The sequence below is a fragment of the Planotetraspora kaengkrachanensis genome, assembly GCF_016862895.1.
Taxonomy (GTDB): domain Bacteria; phylum Actinomycetota; class Actinomycetes; order Streptosporangiales; family Streptosporangiaceae; genus Planotetraspora; species Planotetraspora kaengkrachanensis.
Genome location: NZ_BONV01000011.1, coordinates 39572 through 59617, shown reverse-complemented (window position 1 = coordinate 59617; position 20046 = coordinate 39572). Strand labels below are relative to the sequence as shown.

The following is a 20046-nucleotide window of genomic DNA, read 5'->3' as shown; positions in this document are numbered from 1 at the left end:
CCGCGGCCGTAAGCAGGGTCGATCATTTCGACGCCGGCGTGGAGATTCGGGACCTCGCCTACGTCGCCAACTCGCGTCCGACTCCACGTCAGAGGCCGGTCCCGTTCAGCGGGGCCGGCCCTTCCGGTCTCCTGGCGACGGTGGTTCGGCGATGGCCGCGGCTTCGACTCCGCCGGCCGTCCGTGCTATTGCTGACAGCGCCCGAAGTCCACGACGTAGGTTCCCCCGCCGCTCGCGCCCTTGCCGGCCGCGTCCGCCGCCCCGGCTTCACCCTGCACGCCCATCTCGGTCAGCGACGGACTGAGGATGATCTCGCGGTGACCGGCCGTGCTGACGTACACCCACCAGTGGACGGCGGCCCTCGGGGTGCCCTGACCGCCCCAGCCGGTGTAGGTGGTCTCGGCCCAAGCCCACGAGATCGGCTTCGGGCAGTATTTCGCGTCCGTGATGCGACTGGCGGGCGTTGAGCCGGTAAGCGGGTTGGTGTGCGAGTCGGCGCCCGGCCCCCACCACTTCTGGTTCACGGCGGCGCGAGCGTGTGAAAGGGCCGCGCCGGACAGAACATGGTTCCGCGTGAGCGCGGGTAACCCGGCCTTGGCGCGCTCTTCGTTGATGAGGCACTGCACCGCGTCGTCGATCCTCATGTTGAAGAACGCGGCCAACGGACCAGTGCCGGGAGCGGGGGCCCTGTCGTAGTAGTCTGCCGCGATGTCGCACCGGGGCGGGGCCGGGGTCGACGCGTTCGCAGGAGTGCTCAGAGCCGGGACGCCGAAGGCGACGGCACCGGCGGTGGCGGCGACTCCGAGCAGGCGGACGGTGCGGTTCATCGAGATCTCCCATGTGATGGTGACACTGCCCGCTGGGGCGCCGTGTCGAAGGGGGCTTCCATCACCAGTGATAGGCCGGGCCGATTGCAGCGTGCTTTCAGCCGCCTGATCTTCACATGCAGATCGCTGTAGGTCCTTCGACCTGTTCGCACCGGAGAACGCCTCGCGGAGAATCCGATCTCGCCGGCCTCACGTGGACCGGCCTGCGAGGAGAGATCGCCGGAAGCGGTTCATTGCTCGCTCAATGGGGCGCCACGCCAGCGCCACTGCTCCAGACGAGGACGGCCCGGCAACTCGATGCGTCCCGTAGAAAACAGCAGCGCCCGCCAGGGGTCGACGCCCTCGAGATCGACCGCCGCCTGCGGGAACATCCGGGCGAGCACGCGTGCGCACACGTCGAGTGGCGGTTCGTACGTGACGCCGAGACCATGTGCGATGTCCTGGCCATGGAGCAGCGCCTCGACGCAGCCCATGGCGGCGAATCCCTCGGGGTCGGCCATCCCGGTGGGGTGGTACGCCCGCGCATCCGGTGAGGCCGTGAGCACCGCGGCGATCAGGATGCGCGCCCCGGTCTCGGCGAACTCCAGCACCTCGGCGGCGGAGGCGTCCTCGTCGGCGGTGGCTTCGAAACGCACATACCTGCCGGCCGGCCGCGTCACGAGCTGACCGGCGTAGGACATCAGGCAGTCGCCGATGTGCTCGGCCGTCCGCCGGCAGTCCCAGTCCAGCGTGCCCGCGGGCACGGACCAGTCGTCGCCGGTGGCCGGGCCGAGCGCGGCGACTACATGGGAGATCGCCGTGTCCAGGTCGTCGGCGGTGACCGTCATGCTGGGCTCCAGGAATCTCGGGGGGCGGCACGGAGTCTCGAGGGCGAAACCTCTTCGGTCAGGGTCGTTCGATCGTGAAAAGCCTGGCGGCGTTGTCGTGGCAGACGTCGCGCAGCCAGTCGTCCCCGAGTTCCAGGTCGGCCAGCGCCTGGAGGGCCTCGCCGTACGGATAGGGGATGTTGGGGAAGTCGGTGCCGAGCAGGATGCGGTCCTGGAGGTCCAGCAGGAGGGGAACCGCCTCACGGGGGAACGGCGCGGTCTCCTCGGTGAAACGCGTGAAGGCCATCGTCGTGTCCAGGTGGACCCGCGGGTGCCGTACGGCCAGGGCGAGGAACTCGGCGTATTCGGGGGTGCCCATGTGGGCGATGACCAGCCGCAGGCGGGGGTGCCGGGTGAGCAGGGCGGCTATCGGGCCCGGGCCGGTGTGCGGACCGGGGGCCGGGCCGGACCCGCAGTGCGTCACGACCGGTATGCCCGCGTCCTCGAGCAGCCCCCAGACGTCGTCGAGAAGCGGGTCGTTCGGGTCGTAGGCGCCCACCTGGAGATGTGCTTTGAATACGCGGGCGCCCGACTCGACGGCACGCGTCACGTACTGCGTGGCGTCCGGTTCGGGGAAGAACGTCGCGGTGTGCAGGCAGCCGGGAGTGCGGGCGGCGAAGTCGGCGGCCCAGGAGTTCAGCCACGCCGCCATGTCGGGCTTGTGGGGATAGAGCATCGAGGTGAACGCCCGCAGGCCGTAGGCGCGGAGGCGCTCGACCCGGTCCTCCTCCGCGAGCCGGTAGGTGATCGGCCACTCGCGGCCGACCAGGGGTCCAGCGGCGTCGAAGTAGGCCCACACCTTGGCGAGCACGCGCTCCGGCATGAAGTGGGTGTGCACGTCGATCAGGCCGGGCAGGCCGAGGGCCCGCCAGAATCCCGTCACGGGCGTCACGTCGTCCGCCGGGGTGTCGCCGGTCTGACCGTCCGGGAGCGGGACCACCCGTCTGATCGGCTCCGTCATAGCGCCACACGTTAACGAGGGCGGCCGAGGCCGTCCGCCGCCGGGGGTGGGGATCCGGTGGCATTCCGCGCAAACCGGTGGACCATATATCGGGACCCGATATATGGTCCCCTGTATGACCAAGATGACGGAGGCGACGTACTTCATACTCGCCGCACTTCTCGAAGCTCCGCTTCACGGCTACGGGATCATCAAACGCGCCGGCGAACAGTCCGCCGGGCGGGTGAAGCTCGCCGTCGGAACCCTGTACGGCGCGCTCGACCGGCTCGCTGAGGCTGGCCTGGTGGTGGTGGACAGGGAAGAGGTCGTCGACGGACGGCCGCGACGTTACTACCGGATCACCGACGACGGCGTCGTCGCCGTCCGCCAGGAGGCGGTGCGCCTGCAGCAGGCCGCCAGGGTCGTCACGGGCCAGATCTCGGTGGTGGGCGCATGAGCGCCGCGAGTGCGCTGGAACGGCGCTACCGGAGCCTGCTCAGGGCGTATCCCAAGGTCTATCGCGAGTGGCACGGCGAGGAGCTCGTCAGCACGCTGATGGCGGCATCAGGCCCTGAGGCGCGGCGTCCCTCGCTCAGGGAGGCCTTCGCACTGATCGCCGGCGGTTTCGCCGCCCATGCCAGGAACGCCAGGGCCGCGGGGGCGCCCTGGTGGGCGGACGGGCTCCAGTTGGGCGTACTCGCCGTCGCGACGACCACATTCGCGATGAAAATCGACGTCTGGGCGGACCCGGGGTATGTCGTCCGGCCGATCTGGACCCTCGGCGCGATCGTGCTGATGGTGGCGATCATCCGTGGATGGGCGCGGCTGGCACTTCCCCTTGCCCTGATCGCCGCACTCGATGCGAGCCGTTTCCTGGTCCTGCATGGCGACACGTGGCAGGTGGCCGACTTCGGTCCCGGCTACGGCGAGGTGTCGAACATGATGCCCTTCTGGGTGATCGTCGCCGGCCTGGCCGTGCTCGCGGTGCGGCCAGGAAAGGGTCTTCCCGCTCGATCGTGGGCGTGGCTCCTGATTCCGGCGCTCTGCTGGGGGCTCCAGTTCGTCTTCCACTCCTACGACGAGATGTTGCCGTGGATGCTCTTCCGCGCGGGCGTCGAGGTGCTGGTGCTCGGAGCCGTGGTCTGGGCGACGATCGCGGTCAGGGATGCCAGGTGGGCGCTCGCCGCGGCCCTCTATCTGATCCCCGGCCTGACGTACCTGGGCGAGAACCTGGCCATGCACGGCAGAAAGGGCTTCGCCTACTGGGGCCTGCTCACCCTGCTCGTGCTCGCGTCGTTCGTGGCGGCTCGCCGTACGAGACAGAAGGTCTGAAGGACGGCTCAGGCGCCGTCCAGGAAGGATCTCAACCAGTCCAGTGTCCGGGTCGCCGACGTGGCCCACGCCTCGCGGAACATCGGCTGATCTCGGTGCTCGACCGTCCACATCATCAGTTGCACCGCCCGCAGCGCGATGAAGACGTCGATGAGCCGCTCGTGCGACGCGGGCAGCGGACGGACCCCGCGGTAGCCGTACAGCAGGGCGGAGCGCAGGTCCGGATAGTCGGGCCTGCGCTTCAGCTCGCTGAGCGTCACCGCGAGGTCGTAGACGTACGGCCCGTAGCCGCAGTCGTCGAAGTCGATGGCCCGGGCCTCGCCGCGGTGGAACAGGTAGTTCTCCTGGTGGAGATCGGCGTGGATCAGCCCGAACACCGCAGGATCCCTGCCGAGCGAGTCGCGGGCCGTCCGGGCCCGCTCGATCACCGCCTGGACGATCGGCCCGCCGCCGGATGAATGCACGTCGTCGACGAGGGCCGCGGCGCGCGCGGCCACCTCGGGTGACAGTCCGTCGTCCTGGGTGCGCCCGAACGAGGTGACGTGATCGACCGCGCCGCGATGGAACCCCTCGGGTGCGGCGAATTCGGCTCCGTGCGACTGCAGGCGCGCCATGAGCGCGCCCACCCGCTCGAGATGCGCCGGAGTCAGCCTGTCGTCGGCGAACCTGCCGTTGACCCATCGGTACAGCACACAGCTTCGCGTCCCGGGGACGCCTTCGGCTTCCGCGACGGTCAGCAGATCGCCGTCGCGGGTGGGCACCGGCTCCGGTACCACGAGGCCGGTGTCCCGGCGCAGCGCCGCGAGCCACGTCATCTCGGAGCGGACCATCTCGGGCGAAGGACCGCCGGTGCGCTGGATCCGGAGGACGTGCCGTCCGCCGTCGGCGGTGTCGACCCGGAAGGTCGTGTTGAAGCCGCGCGTCAGCGGGGTGATCCGCGTGGTCTCGACGGGGTAGGCGCCGACCGCGACCTCCGCCAGTCGCCGCATCCGGCGCATCCGCCCGATGCGGCTGAGTTCCTCGTACGGCCTGCGGGCACGGGCGACGACGCTCATGAGAAGTCTTCTCCCACGCGACCGCGGTGATCGATGATCACGAGCAGTGAGCCCGGCGGACGGGCCTACTGCTCCGTTCGCGTGTCGAGCTTGTCGGCCAAGTTCTTGACGGCGTCCCACACCTGGTGCCGGTCGTAACCCCGCATCGCGACCTTGAACGAGGTCTGGCGCAACTCTTCGGCGGTGATGGTGCCCGCCTCGACCCGCGAGAGGACCACATTGACCTGGTGGCGGTCGTAGCCCCGCAGGACCAGGTCGAACTCCTTGCCGTAGGTCTCGTCGGACGAGGACGACACGGGATGCACGACGTGCCCTCCGAGTTCGTCGGCCGGGGCCGCGACACGGTCCTCGACGGCGTCCCACACCTGGTGCCGGTCGTAGCCCACCATCGCCACCCGGAACGGCGGCCTGCGCACTTCTTCGGCGGTGACCGCGTCAGCGTCGAGACGCTCGAAGAACGCGTCCACCTGCTTCCGGTCATAACCCCGCAGGACCACGTCGAATCGCTCACTCATAGATGACCGGCCCATCTCTCCGCCATAGGGGCGATGACGACTCTCATCCCGCTCGCGCGGTGCGAGCACGATGGTTCCACACCCGTCGCATCGACGTTTGCGAAATGATCGGATTGTACGGTTTTGGATCTTTCGGTGATGGTTCAGCCCATCCCGGCGTACTGGCGGGGCCGCAGGGCGCGGGCGCGCAGGGCGGCCAGCGCGGCGGACCGTCCCGCCCCGGTCAGCCGCCACGGTGCGTCCCACGAGCAGTCGGCGCGCAGGGCGAGGGCGTCGAGACGGCGCTGGAGCTCGCCGAGCGGCGCCGCCAGGTCGGGCGGCGCGACCTGGCCGCCTTCGGCCGTGCGCCATCCCTCGCCGTTGACGACGTCGGCGACGCGCTCGCTCAGCTCGCGGTAGGGCAGCGGCCCGTTGTCCACGAGCAGCATCAGAGCCGACTCGCGGATGGAGACCTCGAAGTCGTGCTCGCCCCGGGCCGGGAGCAGCAGCGTGGGGGCCGCCTCCGTCCACAGCGCCACCGGGTCGTCGAGCAGCGCGCGTCCCACGGGTGTCAGCTCGAGCCGCCGGCCCGTACGGCTCAGCGCCCCGAGCTCGTGGACGGCGATCTCCTTGAGCGTGGTCAGCGCGGGGACGTCGGCCTCGCTCCGCACCGACCGCGTGGACATGGCGTCCCAGCCGAAACGGTCGACGGCGTCGAGGACGAGCGCCCGGGTGAGGTTGGACCTCTCCGTCAGCGGCACGCCGTTCACGGCGAGGGCCAGCAGCCAGCGGAGCGGCTCGAAGCACGTCCCGGACGGCGCCGCCACGGGGGCGTGCAGCCGCACCTCGAAGGGCTGGGCCAACTCGCGGCGGGCGCTGCCGCGCCCGAGGACCCAGCGGTTGAGCCGCTCCCCGTGGACGCGGTGCAGCCAGCAGTCGCCGCCCAGCTCGGAGCGGGGAGAGGTCAGCCAGCGGGTGGTCAGCGTTCCGCGGTCGACCGGGTCGCCCGACACGATGGCCAGCTCCAGCGCGGCGGCGCAGGCGAGGTGGGCGCCCAGCTCCTCCGGCCCCATGATCGAGCTCCAGGACAGCTCCGCGACGTTGGGCGGCAGGACCCCCGTCTCCTCCAGCGCCTGGTGGTAGGCGGCGGCGCCGGCCTCCTCGCCGTCCCGGGCGTAGACCCGCAGGATTTCAGCCGTCACAGGGGAGTCGCACAACGCGGCGTACCGGCCCAGTCCGCCGAGGCGGAGGAGCTCGCCGAGCGCCCGGGCGATGGTCGGCCGGTCACCTGAGACCTTGATCGGCAACGTGTACCAGAGGAACTCGCACACATCGAGCTGGCTGATGGTCTCCAGCGCTTCGCCGCCGGTCAGCCATTCGACGGCCACCCGTGCCGCGTCGGCGGTGTCCGGCTCGGCGCGCTCCAGTTCCGCGAGGAGAGCGGCCACGTCAGGTGCGGGCATGACTCGAAGTCTGCCGTATGCGACCCATCGTTGACGACGACCATGCCTCACTGGTGACCACCCCTGCGACCAACGATACGGAAGGTCAGATCCACGACGGGAAGAGCATTCGTGCGTGCCATACGTCATATGGCACGATCTGGGCCGAAAGGATGGGGTAGAGCCACCAGAAGTTGACCAGGGCGAGCAGGACGAACCCACCCGCGAACACCGTTCCGACCACCCGCCGCGCAGGCCTGGCGTCCCCCCGGCCGATCATGAGCCCGCAGGCCAGGACGATGGCCAGGACCATGAACGGAACCATCGGCAGGGCGTAGAACAGGAACATCGTCCGGTGGTTGAAGATGGCGAAGTAGAACCACGGCAGCCAACCGGCCGCGTAGGCCAGCAGCACCGCGCCCGCGCGCCAGTCACGGGTCGACACGTACCAGGCGATCATCGCGATGAGGGCCGCCACGGCGCCGAACCAGATCACCGGCGTCCCCGTCCCGAGCACGGCCCAGGAACACGACGACGCCCCGCAGTTCGTCGGCGACTCGTAGAAGAACGCGACCGGTCGCAGCAGGAGCGGCCACTGCCAGGGCTGCGACTGGTACGGGTGGGTGGCGTCCAGGCCCTTGTGGAAGCCCAGCACCTGCGACTGGTAGGTGAACCACGAGACCAGGGACTTGTACACGAAATAGAACGGGTTGCCGCCGGAGGTGGCCTCCGCCCAGTCGCGCCCGTAGCCCTTGTCGGACACGAACCAGCCGGTGAAGGACAGGATGTAGACCAGGCCGGGCACCACGGCCATCCAGCCCGCGGCCAGTGGAACGTCCCTGACGAACGACCCGGCATAGGGCCGGCGAAGTCCGACGGCCCGCCGCGCGCCGAAGTCCCAGAAGATCGTCAGCAGCAGGAAGCCGATGATGAAGAAGACCGCGGTCCACTTGCTGGCCAGCGCCGCGCCCAGGCAGAGCCCGGCGGCCAGCCGCCAGGGACGAAGGCCGAGGCGCGGGCCGAACTCCTCGCCGTCTTCTCGTGATTCGTACCAGACGGCCAGGCGTTCCCGCATGCGGTCACGGTCGACCACCAGGCAGGCGAACCCGGTCAGCACCCAGAACATCACGAAGATGTCCAGCAGTGCCGTACGGGACAATACGAAGTGCAGGCCGTCCAGGGACAGCAGGAAGCCGGCGAGGCAGCCCAGCAGGGTCGAGCGCGTCATGCGCCGCGCCACCCTGGCGAGGATCAGGATGGACAGCGACCCGATGAGGGCCGTGGCGAAACGCCAGCCGAACGGGTCGAGGCCGAAGATCAGCTCGCCCAGGCCGATGAGCCACTTGCCGAGCGGCGGGTGCACCACGTAGTTGGCGCACTGCTCCACCGCCTGGCACGTCTTGAAGATGTCGGTGTCGCCGGACAGCATCAGCTTGTCCGCACCGTCGACGAACTGCCGTTCGACGCCGTACTTGGCGATCGCCCACGCGTCCTTCGCGTAGTACGTCTCGTCGAAGACGACCGAGTGCGGGGTCCCGAGCCGGGTGAACCGGAGGACCGCGCCGAACACGGCGACGACGATCGGGCCGATCCAGCCCCACCACACGCTCCCGGGCATGGGCGGCACCAGCCGATCGCGCAGCGAGACCTGCGAAGCCGTACTCGGCCCCTGGTCCGGCTCCTCGAACGCCTGGTATGGGAAGTCGGTTACGGCCACCTGCGACAGAGTACTGGTGAGGGTGGGCGCGGAACATGGCGTACGCGCTGATTGGGAACATCTGGCCGTTCGCGTGTGAACGTTTCAGGAAGTCATAGGCTGAGCGGGTGCTTATTCTCGCGGGAGCGCCGATCGGTCGATTGGGGGACGCTTCGCCCAGACTCCGCGAGGCGCTCGCGGAGGCCGACGTGATCGCGGCGGAGGACACGCGCAGGTTCCGGCGGCTCGCCGCCGACCTGGAGGTGACCGTCGCCGGCAGGGTCGTGTCCTATTACGACGCCAACGAGACCGGCCGGGCGAAGGAACTGCTGGAGGCCCTGCTCGCGGGGCAGACCGTCGTCGTGATCACGGACGCGGGCATGCCGGGCGTCTCCGACCCCGGATACCGCCTCACGAGCCTCGCGGTCGAGGCCGGAGTGCAGGTGACCGCCCTTCCCGGCCCTTCGGCCGTCACGACCGCGCTGGCCGTTTCCGGCCTGCCCAGCGACCGCTTCTGCTTCGAGGGGTTCCCGCCGCGCAAGCCCGGCGAACGGGCGCGACGGCTGGCGGCCCTCGCCGGTGAGGAGCGCACGATGGTCTTCTTCGAGGCCCCCCACCGCCTGGGGGCGGCCCTGGAGGCCATGGCGGAGGCGTTCGGCCCCGAGCGGCGGGCCGCCGTCTGCCGCGAGCTCACCAAGACCTACGAGGAGGTACGGCGGGGCCCGCTCGCCGAACTGGCCGAGTGGGCGGCCGGCGAGGTCAGGGGCGAGATCACCGTGGTGGTCGCGGGGCGGCCGGCGGAGGAGGCACCGCCGGCGATGGACGACCTGGTCGGAGAGGTGGCCAGGCTCGAGGAGACCGGGGTGCCGCGCAAGCAGGCGATCGTCGACGTCGCGAAGTCGGCGGGAATCCCCAAGCGGGAGCTCTACAACGCGGTCCACGGCTCCTGAGCGCGGAGCCCGTGCGCTCAGGGGCGCTCTGCGGCGTCCGCCGTTTCTGTCGCTTGTGTCACTTCTGTGGCTTCTGCGGCCTCGCTGCCGGGCCGCTGATCGCGGTGCTGTAGTTCGGCGGGTCGTGACCCGGCGGGCCGCTGATCGTGGTGCTGTTGATCGACGGCTTGCGGGTCGGAGGGCCGGGGGTCGGCGGGTCGCGGCTCTGAGGGCCGGGGGTCGGCGGGTTGCGGCTCCGAGGGGTCGGTCGCGCCCGGTCGCCGGCGTTCGCGCAGCCCCGCGATGGTGATGGCGGCGGCCATGCAGGCCAGCGGCGCGGCGGGCAGAAGGTAGCGGTAGTCGAACTCGGCCGTCGCGGCCGGGGCCAGGACCAGGCCGACCCCGCCGAGCCAGGGCAGCAGGACGGCCCCGCCGAGCTGACGCCATCGCACGGCCACGCCGTACAGGCCGACGAGCAGGAGCAGCCCGAGCACGAGTCCGGGGAGCCGCACGACCTTCTGGTAGCCGATCATGATGTCGGACCAGGGCGCGACGACGCGCGTCGCCGCCGGGCCGTTCTCGTAGGCCTCCGCGTCCTTGTCGGTCGTGCTGTGGTAGGAGCTCCACTTCGGGAGCTCCCGGGTGAACGAGTTCCTGAACTCGTACAGCATGTAGGTCTTGTAGTCGGGGAACTGCGGCCGGTCCCAGCGGAACGCGCGGAAGAAGTCCTTGGCCACGGCCGCGAGATAGTCGCCCGGCTGGGAGAGGATCGCCTTCTTCGCGAAGGTGCTCGCGTTCGCGTTGATCTCCGGGGTGAACTTCATGCCCGAGCCGAAGACGTGCAACTGGTTCTCGTTGTCCCACCACAGATACGCCTGGGCGGACGGCTCCCGCTTGTCGCGCGGGGTGTTGATGCACAGGAGGACGAGCTCGAGCTCCTTGCGCTTGTCCAGGTTCATCTCGTGGCAGTCCGCGAACAGCGAGGTCCTCATGTAAAGGATCACTCCGTCGCTGTTGGTCATCGCGAACTGGCCGTTCACGGCCTTGAACCAGCCCATGTACGCCCCGACGGGCAGGGCGCAGGCGATGATCATGGCGACGATGGGCTTCCAGCCGGTTCGCTTGATCAGCAGATAGACGACGACCAGAGCGAGGATCGGCAGCCCGATGCTCCGCGTCAGGGCCGTCAACGCCAGCAGGACCCCGACGACCGCGCCCACCCGCCACGGCATCGTCCGGTGCCACAGGACCAGCGTGATCACGCCGACGACGAGCAGGATGAACATCGCGTCCGACATGACCAGCTGCTCGAGCTGGATCTGGTAGGCGTCGAACAGGATCGGCGCCGCGGCGAGCGTCGCCCCCCAGCCTGGGATGCCAAATTTCTTGGTCAGAAGGGCATAGATCAGTACACCTGCTGCGATTCCCATCAGGTGCTGGGTGAACGCGACCAGCGCCAGGCTGTGCAGCGGGCGCAGGATCAGGAGCCAGAACCCGTAGCCGTCCGGGCGGATCGGATGCGGCCGGGGGCGCAGGGCCACCGAGATGTAGTCGTAGGAGTCGTTGAACCACATGGCCGGGCCGAAGCCCAGCATCGTGATGATCCGCAGCAGTGCCGCCAGACCGACCGCGACGGCGAATATCCTGTGTCGGCGCAGAAAAGCGAGAAGACGCCCCCATCGGGTGACTGGGGAGGCGTCCACAACCGGTGGTTCCGCGACCGCGACCATGGTTACAGAATGCCAGCCCTTTTGTGGACTTGACTCGGGCACCTGAGGGAAGCGGGCATCATGGTGTCCTGCCGTCATATGCAAGGAGTTGCGACGTGGAGCTGACCGTCGTCATGCCGTGCCTCAACGAGGCCGAGACCGTCGAGACATGCGTTCGCAAGGCCGTGGCCTGCATGCGTGAGCATGGGATAGACGGCGAGGTGGTGATCGCCGACAACGGCAGCACCGACGGATCGCAGCAGCTCGCGCGGGATGCCGGGGCCCGCGTGGTGCACATTGCGGAGAAGGGCTACGGCAACGCCCTCATGGGCGGAATCCGGGCCGCCCGCGGCAAGTACGTCATCATGGGCGACGCCGACGACTCCTACGACTTCACGAACCTGATGCCGTTCGTCGAGCAGCTGCGTGACGGCGCGGAGCTCGTCATGGGCAACCGGTTCAAGGGCGGCATCGCGCCGGGCGCGATGCCCCCGCTCCACCGGTACCTGGGCAACCCGGTGTTGTCGTTCGTCGGGCGGCTGTTCTTCCCGAGCGCCATCGGCGACTTCCACTGCGGCCTGCGGGGCTTCCGCCGCGACTCGATCCTGCGGCTGGGCCTGCAGACCGGCGGCATGGAGTTCGCCTCCGAGGTCGTCGTCAAGTCCACGCTCCAGGGCCTCGACGTCCGCGAGGTCCCGACCACGCTGTCGCCCGACGGCCGCTCCCGCCCCCCGCACCTGCGGTCCTGGCGTGACGGCTGGCGCCACCTGCGCTTCCTGCTGCTGTACAGCCCCCGCTGGCTGTTCTTCATCCCGGGGCTCGCGCTGATGACCCTCGGCCTGCTCGCCGGCGCCGCGCTGACCTTCGGCCCGGTCCGCATCGGCAACCTGGCCTTCGACGTCGACACCCTGGTCGGCGCGTCGGCGATCGTCGTGATCGGGTTCCAGGCAGTCCTGTTCGCGCTGTTCACAAAGGTGTACGCCGCGGAGGAGGGCTTCCTGCCGGAGGACCGGCGGATCAGGAAGCTCGTCGACATCGTCACGCTGGAGAAGGGCCTGCTCGCCGGCGGCCTGCTGGCCATCGCCGGTCTCGGCGGCCTGGTGGCGTCCCTGGTGCACTGGGGCGGCCGCGGCTTCGGCGAGCTGATCCCGGCGGAGTCGCTGCGCCTGGTGGTGCCGTCCGCGACCGCGTTCATCATGAGCTTCCAGACGATCTTCGCGTCGCTGTTCATCAGTATCCTCGGCATCCGCCGGTCCCGCGAGACGCCGACCGACATCGCCGCGTCCGCCGCGGAGGAGGCCGCCGAGGCCCTCAGCCGCACGCACGCCGAGGCCTGAGGCCACGCCGTACGCGGGGGTACGGTCCGAGGCCACGCCGTACGGAGGCTACGCGCCGCGGCTTGAGGGCCGTGCTGTACGAGGGTCTGCGGCCGATGGTCGGGGAAACCGGTGTGAGGCCGCGCCGGGAGGGCTCTAGGCTTGTGGGCATGTCCCAGCACATCTTGACCGCCGTCGCCTGGCCGTACGCCAACGGTCCTCGTCACATCGGGCACGTCTCCGGCTTCGGGGTGCCCTCCGACGTTTTCAGCCGCTACCAGCGGATGGCGGGCAACAAGGTGCTGATGGTCTCCGGCACCGACGAGCACGGCACGCCGATCCAGGTGCAGGCCGACAACGAGGGCGTCACCGCCCGCCAGCTCGCCGACCGGTACAACCGCGTCATCGCGGAGGACCTCACCGCGCTGGGCCTGTCCTACGACCTGTTCACCCGGACCACGACGAAGAACCACTACGCCGTGGCGCAGGAGATCTTCCTGGGTCTCCACAAGAACGGCTACATCTTCCCCAAGACCACGATGGGGGCGGTCTCCCCGTCGACCGGCCGTACCCTGCCGGACCGGTACATCGAGGGCACCTGCCCGATCTGCGGCTACGACGGCGCCCGCGGCGACCAGTGCGACAACTGCGGCAACCAGCTCGACCCGATCGACCTGATCAACCCGCGGTCGCGGATCAACGGCGAGACGCCGGCGTTCGTCGAGACCGAGCACTTCATGCTGGACCTGCCGGCCTTCGCCGACGCGCTGGGCACCTACCTGCAGTCCAAGCAGGGCGAGTGGCGGCCCAACGTGCTGAAGTTCTCGCTCAACCTGCTCGGCGACCTCCAGCCGCGGGCGATCACCCGCGACCTCGACTGGGGCGTCCCCATCCCGCTGGACGGCTGGAGCGACCGTTCGGACAAGCGGCTCTACGTGTGGTTCGACGCGGTCATCGGCTACCTGTCGGCGTCCATCGAGTGGGCGCGGCGCAGCGGAGACCCGGACGCCTGGCGGCAGTGGTGGCAGAACCCCGACGCTCGGGGCTACTACTTCATGGGCAAGGACAACATCGTCTTCCACTCGGAGATCTGGCCGGCGATGCTCCTCGGCTACAACGGCCAGGGCGCCAGGGGCGGCACGCCGGGACCGCTCGGGAAGCTCGCCCTGCCGTCCGAGGTGGTCTCGAGCGAGTTCCTGACCATGGAGGGCCGGAAGTTCTCCTCGTCGCGCCAGGTCGTGATCTACGTCCGCGACTTCCTCGAGCGTTACTCGGCTGACGCCCTGCGCTACTACATCGCCGTCGCCGGTCCGGAGAACCAGGACACCGACTTCACCTGGTCGGAGTTCGTCAACCGCAACAACGGCGAACTGGTCGCCGCCTGGGGCAACCTGGTCAACCGGTCGATCTCCATGGCCGCCAGGAACTTCGGCGCGATCCCGGAGGCCGTCCACCTGACCGACGCCGACCGCGCACTGCTGGAAAGGTCCCGTACGGCTTTCACGGCCGTCGGGGGAGAGCTCCAGCGGTCGCGGTTCAAGAACGCCGTCACCGAGGCGTTCGACGTGGTGCGCGAGGCGAACAAGTACCTCGCCGAGCAGGAGCCGTGGAAGATCAAGGACGATCCTGGACGACAGGGGTCGATCCTGCACGTGGCCCTGCAGATCGTGGACGACGTCAAGACCCTGCTCACCCCGTTCGTCCCCACCTCGTCGAACAAGATCTTCGAGATGCTCGGAGGCGAGGGCGTGTGGTCCGGCATGCCGGAGATCCGCGAGGTCGACGAGGACGGCGGCCCGTCGTACCCGGTCATCACGGGTGAATACGACGGGGCGGCCAAGTGGGAGCACCGTCCGATCAAGGCCGGGGTGCCCCTGGCTCCGCCGACGCCGCTGTTCGCCAAGCTCGACAACAAGGTCGTCGACGAAGAACTGTCCCGCCTGGAGTCCTGACCCCCCTCTCGTGATCATGCACAGACTCGCGCATGGCAAGCCCGACCAGCCCCAACCTTGTGTGTGATCATGCACGGACTCGGGCGTGGCAGGCCTGACCAGCCCCAGCCTTGTGTGTGATCATGCACAGGTTCGGCAGGGTGTGACCTGACCAGCCCCAACCCCGTCCGTGATCATGCGCGGGTTCGCGTACGGCCGGTCTGACCTGCGCGGATTCATTTCGTGATCATGCACGGACTCGTCGACGTGCGCGGTGACCAGCGGAAACATTGTTCGTGATCTGGCACTCGGGACTGCATGGTCACGAACCATGTCGCCGCTGATCGGGCTACCGATCCGCGAAAGAGTGCATGATCACGAAGTGAAGCGGTCCAGGTGGGCGCACGTTTCTCCGAATGTGTGCATGATCACGGACGGGGTTGGGGCTGGTCGGGCCGCACTTCGCCGAGCCTGTGCATGATCACGCGAAAGGTTTGCTGAGGGGGGCGGGTAGGGTTTGGGGGCGTGAATGGGATTCCGCCGGTGCCCGAAGGCCTGCCGGGTGAGGTGTTCGACAGCCACTGCCATCTCGACATCATGGTCGGCGAGAGGCAGGCGTCCTCGGGTGACCCGGTGGCCCAGGCGGCTCAGACAGTCGGCGCCTCCGTCAGGGCGATCCTCGAACAGGCCAGGTCCGTGGGTGTCACCAGGCTTGTGACGGTCGGGTACGACCTGCGGTCCTCCCACTGGAACGCCGCGACGGCGGCGGATCACGACGACGTCTACGCGGGCGTGGCGATCCACCCCAACGAGGCCCACGCGTCCACCCCTGAGGTCCTCGGTGAGATCGAGGAGCTGGCGCGCCTCCCGCACGTCCGGGCGGTGGGGGAGACCGGTCTCGACTACTTCCGCGACTGGGCCTCCCGCGACGAGCAGCAGGCGAGCTTCCGCGCGCACATCGAGATCGCCAAGCGGACGGGCAAGGCTCTGGTCATCCATGATCGCGAAGCTCATGACGATGTTCTCCGGGTTCTCGCCGAAGAAGGCGCTCCTGATGTCGTGATTTTTCATAGCTTCTCGGGGGACGCCGAGCTGGCCAAGCGCTGCTCGGACGCCGGATACTTCATGTCCTTCTCCGGGCCGGTGACCTACAAGAACGCCGGATACCTGCGGGAGGCGGCTGGCGTCGCGCCCCTTGAGCTCATGCTGGTCGAGACCGACGCCCCCTACCTGCCGCCCGTGCCTCACCGGGGCAAGCCGAACGCCCCCTACCTCATCCCGCTGACCCTCCGCTGCCTGGCCGAGGTCAAGGGCGCGGACGTCCGTGACCTGGCCGCCGCCATCAGCGCCAACGGCGAGGCCGCGTTCGGCGCCTGGTGACTCAGCCGGCGACGGCCGCGCCGAAGTCGGCGGAGGCGCCTCCGTCGATCCGCCCTGGGCCGCGATACGCCGGGGCGTCTTCGTTGATCTGTCCTGGGCCGCCAGACACCGAGGCGTCTGCGCCGAGGACGGCGACGGACCCGGCCGGCCCCGCGTCCGGCAGGCCCACGAGCAGGCCCGCGCCCGGCTCGAACGCGCTCCTGCCCCCGATGTCGCTGACGGACGTGCCGTCGTGCATGAACGCACCGACGTGCACGTACGCGCCGGCGTTCGCGAGGGGCACGGAGCCGGACGAGAGAAGGGGTCGCAGCACACCTGACGTCCCGGGATCGCGTACGGACGTCATCCGGGAGCCGATCGCCAGAGACAGGGAGTCCTTGGGGTTCCAGAAGGCGAGGCTCCAGCCGCCGAGGTCGCCGGATTCCGCCTGGACGGTCTCCAGCGGCGACACCTCTCCCGCGCCCTTCCTGACGAACAGCTCCACGATTCCCGAGCCCCCAGCGGCACGCGGCGCGCTCGCCGCGAGAAAGCCGTCGCCCCGCCACTCGGCGTAGTCCAGGGCATAGCCGAACCGGCCGTTCGAGCGCTGGTCCCCCTGGAGACCCAAAGCCGTGCCGGAGTAGCGGCCTCGCGCGGTCTGCACGTCGAAGACGACTCCGACCGCGCCGGCGTCCGCCCGCCCCGAGGCCACCTGCTTGCCGGAGCCGTCGTCGTTCTCGAACGGCACTCCGACGGCCAGGTCGAGGTCGCCGGGCCGGCCGCCGATGTGGCCGAGGGCGAGAGCCCAGCCGTACATGTCGCCGATCTCGCCGTTGCCTGGCACTCCCTCGGATTCCTGCGTGATGATCGCCGATGCCTTCGCGGTGTCGCCCACCTCGAACAGGTGGACCGCGCCAGAATCGCTCACACCGTCGCTGTCGGCATGGGGCTCTCCGACGGCGACGAGCGCGCCGCCCGTAGGCGATTCGGCCGCCGCGAGCGACCAGCCGAAGTGGGCGTTCGGCTGCCTTTCTGGGAGGAGCCGCGTGACCTTGGGCAGGCCGCTCTGCGTGCCGTGGAACACATAGGCCATTCCGGCGTCCTTGCTGCCCTCCCCGTCGCTGTACGGCGCGCCGACCACCACGTCCAGGCATCGGTCGCCGTCGACGTGGGCGGTCCGTACGGACCATCCGAAGCCGTCGCCGGAGGCGGCGTCGGGACTCTGGAGCACCAGGACGCCGGACCGTCCACCGCCGAGCAGGACGTGGACGACTCCCGCACCCTCCTTGCCCTGGACGTCGGCGAACGGGTCCGCCACGACGGCGTCGTCGAGCCCGTCGCCGTTGAAGTCGGCCGCGCCGGCCGACGAGCAGCCGTCCTTGGCGAAAGCCGTACCAGGGATGATCAACCCGGTGAGCAGGATCAGGGCCGCGGGGACTGTGCGCAGGAGCCTCATAGCCGCACCTCCAGATCGTCGGCGAGGACCAGTTTCACGGGCGTACGGCGGGACGGGAGATCGAAGATCAGGACTCCGTCGACCTTGCCGCCCGGCACGAGGGCCGTGGGCGGGAGCGTCGAGGCCTCGTCTGCGGGATACTCGCCGCCCGCGTCGTCGACGAGGCGCGGGGGCGTGGTGCCGATCGGCGCCAGATCGCCGCCCAGGTTCACCATCGTCCAGCGGACGAGGCACAGGCCGCCGCGAGCGCTGGTGATGTCCTCGTAGGTGGTCAGCCCGCAGCGCGGTTGCTGCGGCACGAGGAGTTGCGTGTCGGATCCCGCGAGCAGCAGTCGCCTGCCGACGTCCGAGTCGGCGGCGGGCGCCTTCGCCACCGCGGCCGTGCTCGCGGGAGAGGGCGTGACGGTGTCGGCGGCCGCTTCCGTACCCCGCGTCGTGCTGCCGGACAGTGTGATCAGCGCGCCAAGGGCGAGGGTCAGCGCGATCACGGCCGACGCGGCGACGGCCAGCACGCGGATCCGCTTGGTGCGCCGCACGGCATCACCGTGTTCCGCATCGGGGGACGGCGCGCCGGCTACGGGGGACGCCCCGGCGCCCCCGGCAAGCCCTGCCTTGGCCGGCTCCGCGTCGGCAGGCGCCGGGTCAGCGGAGGGCAGGCCGAGGATCTGCGTGACACCGGCCGGAGGCTCCCAGACGCCCGCCAGCGCCTCCGTGGCCAGATCGTCGGTCGCCAGAGCCCGCGTGGGTGGCGAGTCCACGGCGAATGCTTCTGCGGCAGGCGCCACGACGCCGGCGGAGATCGGATGCGCCGGGGCGCTCGCGACCCCGCCGACGAGCGCGATGAGCAGGTCCTGCGCGCTGGGCCGGCGAGAGGGATCCGGGTGGGTGGCGCGACGGGTGAGCTCGTCGAGCGGGGCGGGCAGAGATCCCAGGTCAGGACGGCTGTTGAGCGCGCGGGCTACCAGGGCCAGCGCGTCGCCGTCGCCGTAGGGACGGCGGCCGCTCCCCGCATAGGCGACCAGGCAGCCCCATGCGAAGACGTCCGACGCCTGGGTCACCTCGTCGCCGCGGACCTGCTCGGGAGCCCACCAACCGGGGCTTCCGAGAAGTTCGCCCGCCCGCGTGAAGCCGTGCGTGGCGTCGAGGGCACGGGAGATCCCGAAGTCGATCACCCGTGGTCCCGAGATGGACAGGATCACGTTCGCGGGCTTGAGGTCGCGGTGGACGAGTCCCGCCACGTGGATGGCGGCCAGCGCCGCCGTCACGCCGAGCGCGACCCCGGTGAGCGCCCCCGGCTCCAGCGGGCCGTACATGGCGATCTGCCGCGACAGCGGCACCCCGGCGATGTACTCGGTGACCATGTACGGCCGGCCGTCCTCGGCGTCGCCGTTGTCCAGCACCTGGGCCGTGCAGAACGAGGCCACCTTGCGGGCGTTGTCCACTTCCGCGTGGAACCTGGCGGCGAAGCTCTCGTCCTGCGTGAACTCGGCCTTGACCACCTTCACCGCGACCATCCGGCCCGTGGGGGCCAGGGCGAGGTAGACGGTTCCCATCCCTCCCTCGCCGAGCCTGCCCAGCAGCCGGTAGGGGCCGATGACCGGTGGATCGCCCGGTCGGAGCGGCTCGGCGCCGGGGGGTCGCGGGGACCGGTTTCTGTCGATCTTGACCGTGAGTACGTCGTCCACGTCTGTCCGCCCCTTTCGGTATATGGCGGGTTCGACGCCGAAGGCGGGGCGGATTGCCCCATCGGGGCAAGTTCCTGCGTGATCATCCGCCTGGCCAATCGACCTGTGCGCATGCACCACACTGGAGGGATGAGCCTGCTCGGTCCGGTTGAGGTACGCACGCTGGCGAAGAAGCTGAACATCAGGCCGACGAAGAAGCTCGGGCAGAACTTCGTCATCGACGGCGGCACGGTGCGCAGGATCGTCCGGACGGCCGAGGTCGCCTCTGACGACGTGGTCATCGAAGTCGGCCCGGGCCTCGGCTCCTTGACGCTGGCGCTGCTTCCCGAGGTCGCGCGGGTCGTCGCGGTGGAGATCGACCCGGTGCTCGCGGAGCAACTGCCGCTGACGGTGGCCGAGCACGCCCCCGAGCACGCCGACCGGCTGACGGTCGTGCACGCCGACGCCCTCCGGGCACGGCCCGCCGATCTCGGGGCGGAGCCGACCGCGCTCGTGGCCAACCTGCCGTACAACGTGTCCGTCCCGGTTCTGCTGCACCTTCTGGAGGTGCTGCCGTCGCTTAGCCGGGGACTGGTCATGGTCCAGTCGGAGGTCGCCGACCGGCTCGCGGCCTCCCCGGGATCGAAGATCTACGGCATCCCGTCGCTCAAGGCCGCGTGGTACGCCGACGTCCGCAGGGCAGGACCGGTGGGCCGCAACGTCTTCTGGCCGGCGCCGAACGTCGACTCCGGCCTGGTCTCGCTCGTCCGCAGGGACCCTCCGGAGACGTCGGCGCCGCGCCGAGAGGTCTTCGCGGCCGTCGACGCCGCCTTCGCCCAGCGCCGCAAGACGCTCCGCGCCGCCCTCGCGGGGTGGGCGGGTACGGCGGCGGCCGCCGAGGAGGCCCTCGTCAAGGCGGGGGTCGACCCGCAGGCGAGAGGCGAGCAACTCGGCATCGAGGACTTCGCGCGCATCGCCGAGCACCGGCCCCCTCTCGAGACGTAAGCCGAGACGTAAGCCGAGACCGGGC

General features: G+C 69.9%; 17 protein-coding genes. 7 read left to right on the top strand and 10 right to left on the bottom strand.

Annotation, left to right across the window (positions count from 1 at the left end):
• Nucleotides 1-185: 185 nt before the first annotated feature.
• The 3 genes from Pka01_RS15010 to Pka01_RS15000 form a co-directional block, all read right to left on the bottom strand.
• A complete protein-coding gene (locus tag Pka01_RS15010; protein WP_203883355.1) occupies nucleotides 186-827 on the bottom strand; it encodes a CAP domain-containing protein in 642 nt (213 codons plus the stop codon).
• A gap of 230 nt (nucleotides 828-1057) precedes the next feature.
• Nucleotides 1058-1654, bottom strand: a complete 597-nt coding sequence (locus Pka01_RS15005; RefSeq protein ID WP_203883354.1) for a maleylpyruvate isomerase N-terminal domain-containing protein — start codon at nucleotides 1652-1654, stop codon at nucleotides 1058-1060.
• Nucleotides 1655-1712: 58 nt separating this feature from the next.
• Complete coding sequence (locus tag Pka01_RS15000) at nucleotides 1713-2654, bottom strand: amidohydrolase family protein (RefSeq protein WP_203883353.1); 942 nt, start codon at nucleotides 2652-2654, stop codon at nucleotides 1713-1715.
• Nucleotides 2655-2769: 115 nt separating this feature from the next.
• Between Pka01_RS15000 and Pka01_RS14995 the strand changes: the two genes are divergently transcribed.
• Nucleotides 2770-3090 (top strand): PadR family transcriptional regulator, encoded by a 321-nt coding sequence (locus Pka01_RS14995; protein WP_203883352.1) that lies wholly within the window; start codon nucleotides 2770-2772, stop codon nucleotides 3088-3090.
• Nucleotides 3087-3965, top strand: a complete 879-nt coding sequence (locus Pka01_RS14990) for a hypothetical protein (protein ID WP_203883351.1) — start codon at nucleotides 3087-3089, stop codon at nucleotides 3963-3965. The genes Pka01_RS14995 and Pka01_RS14990 overlap by 4 nt, the downstream gene beginning before the upstream one ends.
• An 8-nt stretch (nucleotides 3966-3973) precedes the next feature.
• Here Pka01_RS14990 and Pka01_RS14985 read toward each other — a convergent pair whose 3' ends face one another.
• The 4 genes from Pka01_RS14985 to Pka01_RS14970 all read right to left on the bottom strand — a co-directional run bounded on the left by Pka01_RS14985 (nucleotide 3974) and on the right by Pka01_RS14970 (nucleotide 8673).
• Nucleotides 3974-5020: a phosphotransferase enzyme family protein gene (locus Pka01_RS14985; protein WP_203883350.1), complete on the bottom strand. Its 1047-nt coding sequence runs from the start codon at nucleotides 5018-5020 to the stop codon at nucleotides 3974-3976.
• 65 nt (nucleotides 5021-5085) lie between these two features.
• Complete coding sequence (locus Pka01_RS14980; protein ID WP_239114999.1) at nucleotides 5086-5535, bottom strand: DivIVA domain-containing protein; 450 nt, start codon at nucleotides 5533-5535, stop codon at nucleotides 5086-5088.
• A 143-nt stretch (nucleotides 5536-5678) separates the two neighbouring features.
• Nucleotides 5679-6977, bottom strand: a complete 1299-nt coding sequence (locus Pka01_RS14975; RefSeq protein WP_203883348.1) for a hypothetical protein — start codon at nucleotides 6975-6977, stop codon at nucleotides 5679-5681.
• Between the two features lie 85 nt (nucleotides 6978-7062).
• Nucleotides 7063-8673: a dolichyl-phosphate-mannose--protein mannosyltransferase gene (locus Pka01_RS14970; RefSeq protein ID WP_373318145.1), complete on the bottom strand. Its 1611-nt coding sequence runs from the start codon at nucleotides 8671-8673 to the stop codon at nucleotides 7063-7065.
• Between the two features lie 107 nt (nucleotides 8674-8780).
• Here Pka01_RS14970 and rsmI point away from each other — a divergent pair, with 107 nt between their 5' ends.
• The gene (gene rsmI, locus Pka01_RS14965) at nucleotides 8781-9602 is read left to right on the top strand and encodes a 16S rRNA (cytidine(1402)-2'-O)-methyltransferase (protein WP_203883347.1); all 822 of its coding nucleotides are present in this window, start codon (nucleotides 8781-8783) and stop codon (nucleotides 9600-9602) included.
• A gap of 17 nt (nucleotides 9603-9619) precedes the next feature.
• Here rsmI and Pka01_RS14960 read toward each other — a convergent pair whose 3' ends face one another.
• Nucleotides 9620-11311 carry a hypothetical protein gene (locus tag Pka01_RS14960; RefSeq protein ID WP_203883346.1) on the bottom strand — a complete coding sequence of 564 codons (1692 nt, stop codon included), beginning with the start codon at nucleotides 11309-11311 and terminating at the stop codon, nucleotides 9620-9622.
• Between the two features lie 95 nt (nucleotides 11312-11406).
• Between Pka01_RS14960 and Pka01_RS14955 the strand changes: the two genes are divergently transcribed.
• The 3 genes from Pka01_RS14955 to Pka01_RS14945 all read left to right on the top strand — a co-directional run bounded on the left by Pka01_RS14955 (nucleotide 11407) and on the right by Pka01_RS14945 (nucleotide 15917).
• Nucleotides 11407-12627, top strand: a complete 1221-nt coding sequence (locus Pka01_RS14955) for a glycosyltransferase family 2 protein (protein WP_203883345.1) — start codon at nucleotides 11407-11409, stop codon at nucleotides 12625-12627.
• 149 nt (nucleotides 12628-12776) lie between these two features.
• Entirely contained in the window at nucleotides 12777-14558 is a 1782-nt protein-coding gene (gene metG, locus Pka01_RS14950) for a methionine--tRNA ligase (RefSeq protein ID WP_203883344.1), read from the top strand.
• 504 nt (nucleotides 14559-15062) lie between these two features.
• The gene (locus tag Pka01_RS14945; RefSeq protein ID WP_203883343.1) at nucleotides 15063-15917 is read left to right on the top strand and encodes a TatD family hydrolase; all 855 of its coding nucleotides are present in this window, start codon (nucleotides 15063-15065) and stop codon (nucleotides 15915-15917) included.
• A gap of 1 nt (nucleotide 15918) precedes the next feature.
• On the opposite strand, the gene Pka01_RS14940 is transcribed toward Pka01_RS14945, so the two are convergent.
• Nucleotides 15919-17352 carry an FG-GAP repeat protein gene (locus Pka01_RS14940; protein WP_203883342.1) on the bottom strand — a complete coding sequence of 478 codons (1434 nt, stop codon included), beginning with the start codon at nucleotides 17350-17352 and terminating at the stop codon, nucleotides 15919-15921.
• Nucleotides 17349-19037, bottom strand: coding sequence for a serine/threonine-protein kinase (locus Pka01_RS14935; RefSeq protein WP_239114998.1), 1689 nt, complete (start codon nucleotides 19035-19037; stop codon nucleotides 17349-17351). The genes Pka01_RS14940 and Pka01_RS14935 overlap by 4 nt, the downstream gene beginning before the upstream one ends.
• 129 nt (nucleotides 19038-19166) lie before the next feature.
• Between Pka01_RS14935 and rsmA the strand changes: the two genes are divergently transcribed.
• A complete protein-coding gene (gene rsmA, locus Pka01_RS14930) occupies nucleotides 19167-20021 on the top strand; it encodes a 16S rRNA (adenine(1518)-N(6)/adenine(1519)-N(6))-dimethyltransferase RsmA (protein WP_203883341.1) in 855 nt (284 codons plus the stop codon).
• Nucleotides 20022-20046 lie beyond the last annotated feature (25 nt).

Excerpts from the sequence above, each read along its gene's own strand:
- Pka01_RS15010 (WP_203883355.1), bottom strand. The coding sequence starts at position 827 with ATGAACCGCACCGTCCGCCTGCTCGGAGTCGCCGCCACCGCCGGTGCC.
- Pka01_RS15005 (WP_203883354.1), bottom strand. The coding sequence starts at position 1,654 with ATGACGGTCACCGCCGACGACCTGGACACGGCGATCTCCCATGTAGTC.
- Pka01_RS15000 (WP_203883353.1), bottom strand. The coding sequence starts at position 2,654 with ATGACGGAGCCGATCAGACGGGTGGTCCCGCTCCCGGACGGTCAGACC.
- Pka01_RS14995 (WP_203883352.1), top strand. The coding sequence starts at position 2,770 with ATGACCAAGATGACGGAGGCGACGTACTTCATACTCGCCGCACTTCTC.
- Pka01_RS14990 (WP_203883351.1), top strand. The coding sequence starts at position 3,087 with ATGAGCGCCGCGAGTGCGCTGGAACGGCGCTACCGGAGCCTGCTCAGG.
- Pka01_RS14985 (WP_203883350.1), bottom strand. The coding sequence starts at position 5,020 with ATGAGCGTCGTCGCCCGTGCCCGCAGGCCGTACGAGGAACTCAGCCGC.
- Pka01_RS14980 (WP_239114999.1), bottom strand. The coding sequence starts at position 5,535 with ATGAGTGAGCGATTCGACGTGGTCCTGCGGGGTTATGACCGGAAGCAG.
- Pka01_RS14975 (WP_203883348.1), bottom strand. The coding sequence starts at position 6,977 with ATGCCCGCACCTGACGTGGCCGCTCTCCTCGCGGAACTGGAGCGCGCC.
- Pka01_RS14960 (WP_203883346.1), bottom strand. The coding sequence starts at position 11,311 with ATGGTCGCGGTCGCGGAACCACCGGTTGTGGACGCCTCCCCAGTCACC.
- metG (WP_203883344.1), top strand. The coding sequence starts at position 12,777 with ATGTCCCAGCACATCTTGACCGCCGTCGCCTGGCCGTACGCCAACGGT.
- Pka01_RS14940 (WP_203883342.1), bottom strand. The coding sequence starts at position 17,352 with ATGAGGCTCCTGCGCACAGTCCCCGCGGCCCTGATCCTGCTCACCGGG.
- rsmA (WP_203883341.1), top strand. The coding sequence starts at position 19,167 with ATGAGCCTGCTCGGTCCGGTTGAGGTACGCACGCTGGCGAAGAAGCTG.